12 protein-coding genes are annotated in these 14,573 nt (G+C 54.2%); 10 read left to right on the plus strand and 2 right to left on the minus strand.

The window, feature by feature from the left end; genetic code table 11:
* Nucleotides 1-93: 93 nt before the first annotated feature.
* Nucleotides 94-759 carry a 3'-5' exonuclease gene (locus H7U12_RS14870; protein WP_186639389.1) on the plus strand — a complete coding sequence of 222 codons (666 nt, stop codon included), beginning with the start codon at nt 94-96 and terminating at the stop codon, nt 757-759.
* Nucleotides 760-999: 240 nt separating this feature from the next.
* Nucleotides 1,000-2,316 carry an erythromycin esterase family protein gene (locus tag H7U12_RS14875; protein WP_186639391.1) on the plus strand — a complete coding sequence of 439 codons (1,317 nt, stop codon included), beginning with the start codon at nt 1,000-1,002 and terminating at the stop codon, nt 2,314-2,316.
* A gap of 282 nt (nt 2,317-2,598) precedes the next feature.
* On the opposite strand, the gene H7U12_RS14880 is transcribed toward H7U12_RS14875, so the two are convergent.
* Together H7U12_RS14880 and kbl are read right to left on the minus strand one after the other, a co-directional pair.
* Nucleotides 2,599-3,522 (minus strand): NYN domain-containing protein, encoded by a 924-nt coding sequence (locus H7U12_RS14880; RefSeq protein WP_186639393.1) that lies wholly within the window; start codon nt 3,520-3,522, stop codon nt 2,599-2,601.
* A gap of 1,221 nt (nt 3,523-4,743) precedes the next feature.
* On the minus strand, nt 4,744-5,937 hold the full coding sequence (gene kbl / locus H7U12_RS14885) for a glycine C-acetyltransferase (RefSeq protein ID WP_186639395.1): 1,194 nt from the start codon (nt 5,935-5,937) through the stop codon (nt 4,744-4,746).
* 204 nt (nt 5,938-6,141) lie between these two features.
* Between kbl and H7U12_RS14890 the strand changes: the two genes are divergently transcribed.
* The 8 genes from H7U12_RS14890 to mnmD all read left to right on the plus strand — a co-directional run bounded on the left by H7U12_RS14890 (nt 6,142) and on the right by mnmD (nt 14,154).
* Entirely contained in the window at nt 6,142-7,104 is a 963-nt protein-coding gene (locus tag H7U12_RS14890; RefSeq protein ID WP_186639397.1) for an NAD-dependent epimerase/dehydratase family protein, read from the plus strand.
* Nucleotides 7,105-7,472: 368 nt separating this feature from the next.
* Complete coding sequence (locus H7U12_RS14895) at nt 7,473-8,141, plus strand: outer membrane beta-barrel protein (RefSeq protein WP_186639398.1); 669 nt, start codon at nt 7,473-7,475, stop codon at nt 8,139-8,141.
* Nucleotides 8,142-8,342: 201 nt separating this feature from the next.
* On the plus strand, nt 8,343-9,071 hold the full coding sequence (locus tag H7U12_RS14900; protein ID WP_186639400.1) for a DUF3891 family protein: 729 nt from the start codon (nt 8,343-8,345) through the stop codon (nt 9,069-9,071).
* A gap of 84 nt (nt 9,072-9,155) precedes the next feature.
* Nucleotides 9,156-9,488 carry a thioredoxin family protein gene (locus H7U12_RS14905; RefSeq protein ID WP_241749425.1) on the plus strand — a complete coding sequence of 111 codons (333 nt, stop codon included), beginning with the start codon at nt 9,156-9,158 and terminating at the stop codon, nt 9,486-9,488.
* A gap of 76 nt (nt 9,489-9,564) precedes the next feature.
* Complete coding sequence (locus H7U12_RS14910; RefSeq protein ID WP_186639402.1) at nt 9,565-11,001, plus strand: DUF4403 family protein; 1,437 nt, start codon at nt 9,565-9,567, stop codon at nt 10,999-11,001.
* Between the two features lie 264 nt (nt 11,002-11,265).
* Nucleotides 11,266-12,231 (plus strand): YihY/virulence factor BrkB family protein, encoded by a 966-nt coding sequence (locus H7U12_RS14915; protein WP_186639404.1) that lies wholly within the window; start codon nt 11,266-11,268, stop codon nt 12,229-12,231.
* Between the two features lie 261 nt (nt 12,232-12,492).
* Complete coding sequence (locus H7U12_RS14920) at nt 12,493-13,149, plus strand: hypothetical protein (protein ID WP_186639406.1); 657 nt, start codon at nt 12,493-12,495, stop codon at nt 13,147-13,149.
* Nucleotides 13,150-13,479: 330 nt separating this feature from the next.
* The gene (mnmD, locus tag H7U12_RS14925; RefSeq protein ID WP_186639408.1) at nt 13,480-14,154 is read left to right on the plus strand and encodes a tRNA (5-methylaminomethyl-2-thiouridine)(34)-methyltransferase MnmD; all 675 of its coding nucleotides are present in this window, start codon (nt 13,480-13,482) and stop codon (nt 14,152-14,154) included.
* Nucleotides 14,155-14,573: the final 419 nt, after the last annotated feature.

Genomic DNA, 14,573 nt, shown 5'->3' on the forward strand with positions numbered 1-14,573 from the left:
CCGACAACTTGTTTTGGGCCAGTTTTTGAAAATCGACCTTAAAACCCAGCGTGCTTCTTGCGTATACGTGCTACAAGCTACTCATTTTTTCCGATGTCTGACGCTCCTTTCCTTCCGCTTTTTCCACACCTCACGCCTATTCTGAGCAACGTGACAGCGCTGGATTTTGAGACCACCGGGGTGAGCGGCAGCAAAGGTCGGGTTATTGAGATAGCGGCCGTGAAAGGGGCCAACGGCACCATCACGGGCCGGTTCCACACCCTGGTGAAGCTGAAGGGAGAACTCCCCCAGAAGATCACCGACATCACGGGCATCACCCCGGCAGACCTGCTCCACGGCATGGAGGAGCGCGCGGCCTTCACCATTCTCCAGGAGTTCATTGGCGACAGCACCGTGGTGGCGCACAACGCCCCGTTTGACCTGGGGTTTCTCTACAGCACTTACCGAAGGCTGAAACTGCGCCCGGTGCAGCATCCGTTTCTGGACACGCTATCAGTTTGCCGCCTGCGCCAGCCGTCACCGCGCAGCCTCCCCGACATGTGCAAAGCCTATGGCATTCCGCTGACCCGCTGGCACCGCGCCCTGCCCGATGCCACCGCTACCTGGCACCTATTGCACCGCTTGCACGAAGAAAGTCCGCTGGACGAGATGCGGAACAAACTGGTCTTAAACCCCAAGTACGGCACTCCGTACTGGCTCCCGCCCATGGCCGAGATTTTGCCGCCGCCAGATGCCTCGCTGGGTTCCAGTCCGGTTTAAGCTGCCAGTTTCCGCCTCCGTCTGTTTTAGAGCAGAGTAGCACCATCCCAACACGCTCCTTCTTCCAGTAGAAGCTGGATTTCGGGTATTTTCACCGGTAAAATCCCGTAGAAATTCAGAAGACAAAGCTTTTGCCGGTCCGTTTAAGCTTACTCGGGGAATGGGCATAAGATCAGCTTGTTATGACTATTCCACCGCTGGAACAATATCCTATCATTAAAAGCCAAGAGGGAGAAGGACATGGGAAGAATACGATTGATCTGGGTGCTGGTGTTAAATTTTTGGCTTTACTCCTGCTCCTCCAACGACGACACGCTGGACCAGCTGGAGCAGGAAACTGGTTTTCTCACCAAAGGAGTGTACCCGCTGGAAGACATGGGGGATCTGGATCTGCTGGTGAAGGAGATCGGTAACAGCCAGTATGTCTTGATTGGGGAAGCCTCGCACGGGACCTCTGAGTTCTACACCTGGCGGGCAAACCTGACCCAAAAACTCATCCAGGAGAAAGGGTTCACCCTTATTGCGGTAGAGGGCGACTGGCCCGCGGCGTATTCCTTGAACCAGTACGTTCAGGGGCAGGGAAGCGGCACCACTCAACAGGCCGTACAGTCGTTCCGACGGTGGCCTACCTGGATGTGGGCGAACCAGGAAGTCGCTACCTTTTCTGAATGGCTTAAGCAACACAACCAATCTTTGCCGCAGAACCAGAAAGTAGGTTTTTATGGCATGGACGTGTACAGCCTCTGGGAGTCTCTGGAGGAAGTGGAGAACTACATGGCCACCGCCGACCCAACTATCGCTCAATTAGCCCGCGAGGCGCAAATCTGCCTGGCTCCTTATAACCAGGACGAGCAGCGCTACGCGCAAGCCACCCTCCAGGGTACTTCCTGCGCATCGCAGTTACAAAAGCTGTTAGAAGCCGTGCAGTCGTTTAGAGCCCGGCAGCCCGCCCAACACGAAGCGGCCTTCAACGCTGAACAGAATGCCCTAGTAGCGGTAAACGCCGAACGGTATTACGTTCAGATGGTGCGGAGTAGCACCGGTTCCTGGAACGTGCGGGACCGGCACATGCAGGAAACCGTGAACCGGCTGGTGGCGCAGAGAGGCAACGGGGCGAAAATCATTGTCTGGGCGCACAATACGCACGTAGGTGACGCCCGCTATACTGATATGGCGGCATCGGGCTCGGTGAACATTGGCCAGTTGCTGCGGGAGGAACATGCGTCACAGGGAGTCTACCTGGTGGGCTTTGGTTCTTACCAGGGGCAGGTGGTGGCTTCCTACAACTGGGGCGAGGCCACCCGGGTGATGAACGTGCCCGCCGCCAAGACCAACAGCTGGGAAGACATTCTGCACCGGCATCCCCAGGACAATATGCTTCTGCTCCTGCGGGAACTGCAGGACGTACCTCAAGCCATGGAAAGGCGCGGCCACCGGGCCATTGGGGTCACCTACAACCCAGCCGCTGAGTCAGGAAACTACGTTCCCACCATATTACCCCGCCGCTATGATGCCTTTCTCTTCATAGACCAAACCACGGCCTTGCACCCGCTTTAAGCCTGCTTTTCTGAAACAAGCCTAAAAGTATCCTTCACCCGGTGTGGGAAAGAACCTGTTCCAAAGAAAAAGGGGGAGCCTTTCGGCTCCCCCTTATGATATATTGTCTTTGTTGTTGTCTTCAGAAGCTTTGTCACGCTTCTGTACTTTTTTCAAGAGCAGCTAGTCAGGCTACTTTTGATCACTCTTTCAAAAGCGGTTAGTCAGGCCACTTCTGAACACTTTTCCCCTGGTGGTTAGTCAGGCCGCCAGAGAACACTCTTTCCGGAGCAATTAGTCAGGCTACTCCAAAAGTTTGACGCTTTTGGCCACGTCATTGCCTTCATCGTCTTTTTCAATCTCAAACTCCACGCGGTCTCCTACGTGCAGTTCATTGAAGTCTGTGTCCAGCACATTGGTGAAGTGGAAGAACAGGTTGTTGGGCGGAAATTTGATGAAACCGTAGCCGTTTTTCAGGCTCATGATCTCTCCTTCGCCGTGGCCCGGTTCAGGATGCTCCGTATCCTCATCATAGTCTCCTGCCTGTTCCTGAACAACTGCACTTCTCTTCTGGTCTGGCTGCACAAACAACCGTTGGATGGTGGTGTCGTTCCGGCCGATGCGCTGATCGATAATGCCGTGCATGGCCATGGGGTACGTCACCTCGGCCAACAGATCCTGGGAAGGGCGCGTGGTCATCCGCTGTCCGTTGTCAGTGGTGTACTCAAACTCCCAGGTCAAGGCCATTACGCGGGTACCCAGGGTGTTCACCTTGCGTACCATGGGCACGTAATCTCCGTCTGAAGAGATCAGCACCAACACATCAAACCGTTTGTAAAAAGCTTGTTCAAAGGCCTCCAATGCCAACCAAACGTCTATGCCGCGCTCCTGCTTGTACCCCTCCGGCGTAGTCCGCACCGGCAGGTAATGGGTAGTCACGCCCTCAGACATCAGGATGTCATCAAACACACGGTCCCAATACAGGGTATCGCCGCGTTGGCTGGCTTCGTAGGCATTCAGCCGGCCCCGGAAGTAATGGGCATCCACAATTCGGCAGAAGCGTGGGTCTACATTCTCTTCCTCGGCCACCTGCTCCCGAATGAACTCATGAAGGCCAGAGATACTAATTCTCCGTTTACGCTGATGTCCGTACGCGTAGTAGTTACTGACCTGTAAGAAATAATTACCGTCATAGAAGACGCCAATCCTCACTAATTTTTCCTGCATGTTGTTTTTGTTTTTTGTCTTTCTGTCATTTTTAATAATTCAATCTGTCTGTATCTTGTTTTAAATCTGGATCAATTTTTTATTCTGACTCAATCAATGGGGGAGACGGGAAAGAGTAACCGGGTGAAAGCGGAGAAAGGCAGAGGGATCTTTACTGGGGGGTAGAGCAGGAAGAAATTCTCTATCTAGACCTGGGTAGGAAATTGGATGAAATAATCTGCTATAAATAAATAATACCTTCATTAATCTGAGTCCGGGGGACCACTTTCTATTATATTTTTCTTTTGTTTGCTCCTACCTCCCAACGGGAAAGGAGCCGGCTACCCTGCATGGGCAGGCATACGTATCTGGTTTCCATGACAGCAAAGAACGTGTTTCTTGTTAGCCGATGCGGCAAAAGTAGGGAATGATATCATTGCGGACAACCTAATCCACGATATTATATCGTAATTCGCTATATAATATAAACGCGAAAGGCCGGTAGTCTAGTACACCTGTTTGCCTTTGTTTTAGACACTTCTCTTCAAGAGAGCTTAAAACAATTCCCATATCTCGCCTACAAAAGTACGTTTCCCCATCTTTTCTCTAATTTATTGCCAAAACACAAAAATCAGGGCTAATTCATGCGGGTTGAGAAATGAATATGGCAAGGGCTTTTCAGGTGCCTCTTCCCTTCTCTCCAAGAGAAGAAAAAGCTTCTCTCACGAACACTTGTTAGGTTTCTCTCACTGCCGTCTTCCGCTTAGGAATCTTTTATTACTTCAGTTGAGTGGCAAGAGGAGGGAAACGCAAGTGCACTGTTCGCTTAATTGCGTACTGATTTTCCTTAGGAGAAGAGACAATTATTTACTTTAAACTCGTATAGAAATCGACCTTTTCGGTTCTTCATTTGACAGGTCACCAGCAGTTTATTTCAGGGCCTATTTTCCAAAATATCCTCTGAAATAAACCGCTGGTCTTCACTACCAAACAGTACAGAATTCTTCAATTCTCCTGGAATTGCATTTCACTCAAACGATAGCTCCCAACCGAGCGGGCAGCCAGAATAACTTCCTTACAGACAACCACTTTCTTCTTCTCCTGCCCTTTCTGTCAAAGACTTTCAAAACAACGAACTGCCTTTGTTCAAGTAAAGCCGCTTGTAAAAGACAAAACGACCTGCCACTTTATCAATGGCAGGTCGTTTTTGAGGTATTTCCTGAAAAGTACTTGAAAAACGGATTAGCTTTTCAAGACACCCAGCTCGCGGCCCACTTCGGTGAACGCCTGGATGGCGCGGTCAATCTGCTCTTTGGTGTGCTCCGCGGAAAGCTGCACCCTAATGCGGGCCGCTCCTTTGGCTACCACCGGGAAATAGAACCCAATTACGTAGATGCCTTTCTCCAGCATGCGGGCGGCAAACTCCTGCGCCAAAGTGGCCTCATACAACATTACCGGCACAATGGGGTGCACGCCCGGCCGGATGTCAAAGCCGGCGGCTGTCATGTTCTCCCGGAAATATTTGGTGTTCCACTCCAGACGGTCGCGCAGCTCGGTGGTGGAGCTCAGCAGTTCCAGGACCGCCAGCGAGGCACCTACAATGGCCGGGGCCAGGGAGTTGGAGAACAGGTACGGACGTGAGCGCTGGCGCAGCATGTCAATGATCTCTTTGCGGCCCGAGGTGAAACCACCCATGGCACCGCCCAGGGCTTTGCCTAAGGTGCCGGTGATGATGTCTACGCGGCCCATCACGTTGTTGTACTCATGCGTCCCGCGGCCGGTCTTGCCAATGAAACCGCTGGAGTGGCACTCGTCCACCATCACCAGAGCTTGGTACTGATCGGCGAGGTCACAGATTTTGTCCAGTTGGGCAATGGTGCCGTCCATGGAGAAAGAACCGTCTGTCACAATGATGCGGTGCTTTGCGCCTTGCGCGGCTTGCAGTTTGGCTTCCAGATCGGCCATGTTGTTGTGCTCGTAGCGGTAGCGCTGCGCCTTGCATAACCGGATGCCGTCAATGATGGAGGCGTGGTTCAGGGCATCGGAGATGATGGCGCTCTGCTCGTCGAACAGAGGCTCAAATACGCCGCCGTTCGCGTCAAAGGCCGCCGCGTACAGGATGGTGTCCTCGGTGCCCAGGAACTCGGCCAGTTTCTGCTCCAGCTCTTTGTGGATGTCCTGGGTGCCGCAGATGAAGCGTACTGAGCTCATGCCGTAGCCGTGGGTGTCAATGGCGCGCTTGGCGGCCTCAATCACCGCCGGGTGCGACGAAAGCCCCAGGTAGTTGTTGGCGCAGAAGTTCAGCACGTCGCCGGTTTGCTGGGTTTTGATCTGGGCGTGCTGCGGCGTGGTGATGATCCGTTCGGTTTTATACAGACCGTTGGCTTTGATCTCGGCCAGTTGCTGCTCTAAATCTGGTTTTAAGGTTTCGTACATATCGGTTAGGTCAACTTGCTACTTATTTTATGCGTTGTTTTAGGCGTTGTTTCAGGAAAACAGGCCCGAAACATCGACTGAGGCCTGGGTTTGCTCCTATTCGGCGCTCGGCCCAGGTCTTCAAAGATACAAAACCTTCCCACTCCCCCATATTTTTTGGAGCGGCATGAATAACGTACATTTGTTTTCCTATTCAGCACCTGCATGACAAAACAAAAAAATGCCATTCTAGTGATAGGCGCCTGCGGACAGTTGGGCTCTGAACTCACCCTTGAACTGAGAAAGTTATACGGCGATGCCAACGTGGTGGCCGCCGATATCCAGTACCCCAAACAGGCCGATCTGCGCGAGACGGGACCCTTTGAGATTGTGGACGTGCTCACCCCGCAGCACCTCTCTGATCTGGCCGCCCGTTACAAGTTCAAGCAGATTTACCACCTGGCAGCCATCCTGTCGGCTACGGGTGAGAAGAATCCCAAGTTTGCCTGGCGCCTGAACATGGACGGCTTGTTCAACGTGCTGGATTTTGCGCTGGAGCAGAAGGTGGAGAAAGTCTACTGGCCCTCGTCCATTGCGGTTTTCGGGCCGAACACGCCCCGCGAGAACACGCCGCAGAACACCATCATGGACCCCAACACCGTGTATGGTATCAGCAAGCAGGCCGGTGAGCGGTGGTGCGAATACTACTTCCAGAAATACGGCCTGGACGTGCGCAGCCTGCGCTACCCCGGCCTGATTGGCTACAAAGCCCTGCCCGGCGGCGGCACCACCGACTACGCCGTGGACATTTACCACCAGGCCCTGGCCACCGGCACGTACAAATGTTTCTTGAGCGAGAACACCCGCCTGCCCATGATGTACATGCCCGATGCCCTCAAAGCCACCCTGGATCTGATGCACGCGCCCGCCGAGCAGGTGAAGGTGCGGTCCTCCTACAACCTGGCGGCCATGAGCTTTACGCCGCAGGAGATTGCGGCCAGCATTCAGCGCCATTACCCCAGCTTTACCATCAGCTACGAGCCGGACAGCCGCCAGCAGATCGCGGACTCGTGGCCGCAGAGCATCGATGACCTGGCCGCCCGCCAGGATTGGGGCTGGAACCCACAGTACGACCTCCACACCATGACCGATGACATGCTCCTGCACCTGAAAAGGACCCACAACTAATTCATCTGTTCTTCAGACAGACTTATACCAACTCCCTGCCCCTGACCAGCGGCGGGGAGTTCTGTTTTGGGCGTGTTTTAATGAAATCAGCCTGAAAACGAGAAGCTACTTTTAGGGTGTTTTTGCTTAATCGGCTGGAAAACACGGCTGGTTCAGAGAAAGCAGCCCGTTCAATACCAGGAGCTAGGGCCGGGCCAGGAACAGACAGCCAGAACTCAAAGCACCGCAAGCGGCACCTCTCTGAAAACTATCCGTCTCACGGCCACCCATTTGCCGTTTCTGCAACTCGGCTTCCGCAGAAAACCTGCGGCAAATACCTGTTGCTTCGCTAATATTGCTGCTTCATTCCATTCTTGATTTTTAAAACTATGCTAAAGAAAATTTTTACGGCCGCCGCTTTGTGCCTTACCATCGGGTTCACCGCCTCGGCCCAGGACGCGGGCGGCATTAAACCGGCCGCCGGAGAAGTGACCGCTGAGGTGCAGCTGAGCCTAACCGGAGACAACAGCACCATTGACTTAGGCTTGAACCAGCTGCGGGGCCGCTACTTCCTGAGCCCCACCACCGCCCTGCGCGCCTCGTTCACCCTGCGTTCTGAGAACGAAGATCTGAACGACGATTTCAGCCGCACGTCCACTTTCATCTCCCTGGCCCCGGGTATAGAGAAACACTTTGCGGGCACAGATCGCCTGTCGCCGTACGTGGGCGGCGAGATCAGCTTCTCCAAGCTGTTCGCCAACGAGGAAAACCCGTTTGGCGAGGTGGAAGGCGCCTGGTCCAACGGGGGCGGCAACAACAACGTCTCAAACCGCAACTACTTCGCTATGGGCTTACGGGCAGTGGCCGGAGCAGATTTCTACTTCGCCAGGCACGTGTACCTGGGCGTGGAATTCGGCCTTGGTTTCCAGTATGAGAAAGAGGGAGACGTGAAGGTAAAACCAAATTCCGGCCCTAACACCACCATTGACGGGGAGCGCGGACGCCTGAACTTCGGCCCTAACGTGAACAGCGGCCTGCGCTTAGGTTTCGTGTTCTAGAAAGCAGCTTCAGCGTTTTGGAAAGCCCGGCATTGGTGTTCAGTGCCGGGCTTTTTAGTGCCCATCGGTTTAGAGCCTCTTTTTGGGAAAACGGCCCTAAAATGGAAACTGTGCGGTGATGCGCCCGTCAGCGGTAGCTGCCGGTAACCTTTCGGCCAGATCCCAAGTTAGAAAGACGGCATCTCTTACGAGCCAGGCGCTATGATTGTAAATCCGGATGAGAAAGGTTGGGAGATCATCTTCCAGCAGGCGCACGCCCTGTTGGCCGCCGAGATAGGGTTTGCCTGGCAGGAGGCAAAAAGGCCGCTCCATTTCATGCAGACGCTGGCCGCCATCGCGCAGCACGACGATGGCCAGAAAGACCTGACGGGCCGCTACGCGCTCACGCCCGCCGGGGCACCCGCCAATTTCACGCAGTTACCGTTTTGCCTGGAGCAGGCGCAGCAGGTGTTGAAGGAAGCCCGTTTCCAGGGCCGATGGCGGAGCCTACTCACCAGCATGCATTTGTCTTTCCTGTACGAGGAGCTGCGGGGCCAGAAAAAAGAGTGGGATGCCTTTCTGGACGAACAACTCACCAACCAGAAAAGATGGCGCCAGGGCCTGAAAGTGAGCAAAGCCGAGACCCAGTACGCCTATGACTTCATGCAGTGGTGTGACCGTTTCTCGCTGATTCTTTGCCGCAATGAGCTGCCCGAGATGGAACGCGCCCTGGAGATCAGCAACGGCCCTGACCAGATCCGCTACGAGGTCACGCAGCTCAAGACCGGAACGGTGCGGGTGCAGCCCTGGCCGTTTCAGGAAAAACAGGTGGCTTTGTGCGTGGAAGCCCGTTGCCTCCCCCAGCTTCAATTCTCCTCTGACGTGGAGCTGGGCACCGTTCTGTGGCAAGCCCCCATCACCCGCAAAGAGTGGATTCTGCAGAAAGATTAGCGGTGGGGCTGCTGCTAAAACCGTATTTTTATCAACCTCTGGCCTATTTCCCTCGTTAGTCTTAGCTACACCATTTTTAATTCCATGATGGCCATCCAGACTGCTTCTGACAACGAGTTACGTTCCATTATCTTCGCGCAAGAGCGGGTAATTGTCAAGTTCATTGACGCCGACTGCCTGATCTGCAAAGCGTTAGCTCCTTCGTTCAAGAACTTTTCGGAAAGCCCCATCTATAAAGATGTCACTTTCCTGCAGATGGATGCGGCTGAAAACCCCGTCTCCAGCAAAGAGGTGAAACTGACCGGCACCCCGTTCTTTGCCATCTACTACAAAGGCACCCTGCGGAACTGCGCCCTGCTTTCTTCAGAAGAAGACGTGCGTGAATTTCTGGATCAGCTTCTAATCGCCAAGGAGTAACGCGTTTTAGCTGTACTTTTGCAGAACTAGCCTCAAAAGGCCACTTGATTCTGTCACGGCATTACTTTTACACTGCATGCGAGGGCGTTCTTTTCTTTTTCTCTGTTTCGTGCTGCTGTGGTTATGCGGGCCCACGGCCTGCCAGAAATCCACGTCGTTCAATATCACTGAGCCAGACGCCACCGCAACCCCGCAGCCGTTGCCGCCCCCGCAGCTTTCCACCATCACCCTGCCCATCACCATTCCGGTAGCGGCCCTGGAAGAAGTGCTGAACCAGCAGCTCACCGGTGTCATTTACCAGGACGACAACCTGCAGGACGATGACCTGATGGTCAAAGTCACCAAGGCCGGTCCCCTGAAGATGCGCGCCGAGTTCAGCAAGCTGATGATGGAGGTCCCGCTCAAAATCTGGGCCAGAGGCCGATGGCAGTGGAACGCCTGTGAGCTGTGCAAAAGCCTCCAGAAGACCGAGGAAACCGAGTTTGAGGTAACCGTGCGCACCGAGAGCCGCCTGCAACTGCAACCCGACTACTCCCTGAAAAGCTACACCAACGGAGACTTTGCCTGGGGAGCGCGCAAACCGACCCTCTCCTTGGGCCCGCTGAAGATAAACCTGGCTCCCTTCATCGAACCTAAGCTGAAGGCCCAGCTCAACCCCATGCTGCAGCAACTGGACCAGGAGCTGCAAAGACGCGTGCCGCTGCCCACTTACCTGGCCCAAGCCTGGCAACAGCTGCAGGCCCCACTCCTGCTAAGCGATCAATACAACACCTGGCTTTCCATTGAACCGCAGGCCGTGCGCCTCACCCCGCTGGAGCTGCAGCAAAACCAACTGCGTCTTCAGGTAGGCATTGACGCGTTCATCAAAGTGCTCTCGGGGCAGAAACCGGTTCCGGCCAAAACGGCGGCCCTGCCCAACTACAGCCCTACGCGCACGCTTCCGCCCGTGGCCCAGCTGAACATCGCCAGCGATGTCTCCTATGCCTATCTCACCCTGCTTTTGCAGAAAGAACTCAGAAACCAGCGCTTCAGCTTTGAGGAAGGCAAGCACCAGCTTACCGTCCATGACATTACCCTGGCCGGCCGAGGCACCAAGCTTCTCCTGGCCCTGGACGTGAGCGGACAGACCAAGGCCGGCTTTCTCACCAAGAAGTTCAACGGGAAAGTGTGGCTACAGGCCACGCCGTACTATGACGCAGCCTCCCAAAGCATCAAAGTGCAGCACCTGGAATACACCCTCCAGACCAAAGACCAACTGGTTTCCACCGCGCAATGGCTCCTGCAGAACCGGTTCAGAGACCAGCTGGAGAAACAGATGGAGTTCCCGGTGAAAGACCAGCTGGCCAGCATCCGGGAGGCGTTGCAGACCGGTCTAAAAGAAAACCAGTTGCAGGAGCGTTTCTTCCTGCGCGGCGCGGCGTTCACGTTAGAGCCAGACACCCTGCTGGTGACGCCCACCGGCATCCAGACCCACTTCCTGGCCTCCGGTCAGTTGACGCTTTCTTTTCAGTGAGTCATTGAAAAAATCGGAGATTACCAGCAGGCTAAACAGGTTTGTCCCGGAAGAAAGGAAGCACGCCCTATAGTCCGCTTGAGGAAGGGAAGTCGGTTTTCTGCCTGTTTTTAGAAAAGGGCCGCGAAACGGGTTTCCTTCCATCTCACCAGCCAACCTTCACGCGTCATTCAATCCTGCAAACCTCTCCTTTCGGGCCCTAGATCAACAATTGGGCGCATCTTCCCGTAGGTTCATGTAATTCACCAATTGACTTTCAACCGAATGGGTAAGTATACAGCAAAAGGAATCTTGGGGCTCGTCAAGAATTCCGCTTCGGAGTTCATGGAGAACAACTCACTGCGGCTCGCGGCAGCCCTCTCCTATAACACCATTTTCTCTTTGCCGCCGCTTTTGTTCATTGTGTTGCGCTCAGCCGGATATTTCTTTGGCGAGGATGCGGTTAGCAATCAGCTGTACACCCAGATCAAAGGGCTGGTTGGGCAAGACGCGGCCCGCGAAATCCAAACCATGATTGCCAAACTGCACATGGAGGGCCCCAGCCCAATTGCCACATGGATTGGGATAGGTACCCTGTTTTTTGCCGGCACCACCATTTTTGTGACCCTGCAGGAGTCGCTGAACCAGGTCTGGAACCTGAAGACCAAAGCCAAGAACGGGATCATGAAGCTGGTGATGGACCGCATTCTGTCCTTCGGGATGATCCTCAGCATTTCGTTTCTGTTGCTGGTGAGCTTGGTGGTGAGCGCCATCATTGGGGTTTTAACCGATTACCTGCAGCGCCTCCTGCCCGGCATTGCGGTCGTGTTCATTTACCTGCTGGATGTCATCGTGTCCATGGGGTTCGTCTCGCTGCTTTTCGCCCTGATCTTTAAATACCTGCCAGACGCCATCATCCGCTGGCGCGATGTGTGGGTGGGCGCCGTCATTACCGCTTTCCTCTTCTTGCTGGGCAAATACCTGATTGGCTGGTACCTGGGCCGAAGCGATTTCACCAGTTCCTACGGCGCGGCCGGCTCGCTGGTGATTCTGCTTTCCTGGGTGTACTACTCTTCGCTGATCATTTTCTTTGGGGCCGAGATCACCCAGGAGTACGCCGATACCTACGGGCAGCCCGTCACGCCTAATCATAACTCCGTCCGGATTGAAGTAAGGGAAGTACCCCACGAAGAATCAGACGATGCCGTGTCCTCCGGAAGGCCCCCTTCCCAGGGCCGGTTCAAAAAATAGCGTGTTTAGGGGCTGCTTTTGTAAAAACGGCTCCTAAACGGCTATCGCCTGCCCCGTAACTGTTGGTTTCTTTTCTGATTGAATAGCTCTGAGAAGCGTAAAATTTCAGACAACGGAATAGGGGTATCCCGTAGTATATCGGTCAGTAAAATAGGTTAAAAATGTGGCACTTCTGTGTAGCTTTGCACCCGGATTTCCCGTATATTAGACTACCATTCTGATCAAATCTCTTGTTTTTCTTAGCTTATTTCTGATACGGGTATGTGGCGGCTGATTGTGCTTTTATGTTTGCTCCCCATAGGGGTGCATGGTGGCTGCCAGAGCAAGCAGGAACCAGATACGCCCCGCGTGGCCCGGGCAGCGACCCAATCCAGGTCAACGGCTCCCAAACCAACCTACGCCGCCAACTTTGACAACACCGCCCGCATGAAGGCGTTCTATGAGCGGATGGAGATGATGGCCGAGGATAACCCCGAGGTCATCAAAGCGGCTTCCTTCATCGCCAACCCTTTCCTGCCCATGGAGGAACCGGTGTTACAGCACTATGCCGCCAATATCCGGACGGCCTATGAAGTCTTGAAGGACACGGTCACCAACCAGCACAAGGCCCGCTACATAGACACCCTTTTCCAGCTCAACTTTGACTCCAGCACCGTGGAGCTGTATTACCCCATGTACACCAAGCGGTTCCTGCTTTCGTACGCCGACATCAAGAGCCCTAACCTGGCGCTACGAAACGGCATCAAAGTAGGCTGCACCCGCCAGGAACTCCTGCAGAAACTAATGGGCTACAAACTCTTCATCAAGGAGTCGAAGAACGTGGTGGAGGTCTGCGACTGGGAGCGCAACTCCTGGCTCCGGTTCCACATGGCCAAAGGCAAGGTGAACAGCATCCAATACGAGGGCTACATTGACTAAAAGAAGCGAACCGCGAGCATCAGAACTTCTATCGCTCTGATTTCGTGGTTACCAATACCTGTATCTTACCCTAAACTATCTTCTCCGAAGAGCCTTTCCCCAAAAGGCTCTTCGCTGTTGTAGGGGTGATTTCTGAATATTGGCGCTAAAACGGAAAAGCTGCTTTTGGCGCAGGTAGGAGCATTTCACCAATATGCTGGCACTCCGCATTCCCAAGGCTTGCCTCCGTTTTAAGCCTGTTTCCTGGAGAAAGGGCTAAAACAGACGCTGATTCCTTTCTATTGTCTTACTTCCTGGTTCTTAATTCCCCCAAGATGCTTAATTTGCTCCATGAATCTGGAAGTAAGACAAACGAAGGACGGCTCCACCACCCTTTTCGTGCCCGAGCTGAACGAGCATTACCACTCGGTGCACGGGGCGTTGCAGGAGTCTTTGCACGTGTTTATCAAAATGGGGTTGGAAGCTACCCTGGAACGCCAAACGACGGTGCGCCTGCTGGAAATTGGGTTCGGCACAGGCCTCAATGCGCTGCTCACCCTCCAACACACCCTGGTTTCCGGCGCCACGGTGGTCTATGACACCCTGGAAAAATACCCGCTTAGCCCCGAAGTAGTCGCCCAACTGCAGTTCGACAAGTTCATCCTCAACCCGGAACTGCTGGATTATGTCGGTCCGCTGCACGCCGCTGCCTGGGAGCAGCCAACCACCATCACGCCCCGCTTTACCCTCAGAAAACTGGAAACCGACCTGGAAGCCTTCGCTCCCGCCCCGGACAGCTACGACCTTATTTATTTCGATGCCTTTGCCCCGGAGAAGCAGCCCCACCTCTGGACCGATGCCATCTTCCAGAAAATGTACGACTGCCTGGCCCCCGGCGGCACCCTGGTGACCTACTGCGCCAAAGGCAGCTTCAAGCGCAGCCTCAAAGCCGCAGGCTTTACCGTAGAAGCGCTCCCCGGCCCTCCCGGCAAACGGGAAATGACCCGTGGCGTGAAGCCCCACTAGTTTTTGCCTCGTTTCCTGAAAACAAGCCCTAAACGCAACCCACCCCTACCCCTCCCAGGAGGGGAATTCCGCCATGCGTTAAAAGACAGTTAAGCAGCAGTTCAGGCTGATAATAACATGCGCCTAATAAGCTCGCTCAACTACCCACCCGTCCGAAAGGACAATGCAGGCATTGCAGCGGCTCCCAAGACCTATGCGGAAACTTGCGTCTTCTCGTAACTAGGCCGCATGCGTAGCCTAGTTACGAGAAGACGCATGCAGTGACTTTACAAGTAGCAGAGGCCAACGCTCCCTATGAAAAATAGGACGGCTGCGAGGTGGTACCTTTTACTGAAGAAAAGACTGTCTGAGCGTCAGCGAGTTTCTTTTCTTCATGATTCTTTTGGTTACTTTTCTCATCCAGGAGAAAAGTGACAAAC

The sequence above is a fragment of the Rufibacter sediminis genome, assembly GCF_014269285.1.
Classification (GTDB): domain Bacteria; phylum Bacteroidota; class Bacteroidia; order Cytophagales; family Hymenobacteraceae; genus Nibribacter; species Nibribacter sediminis.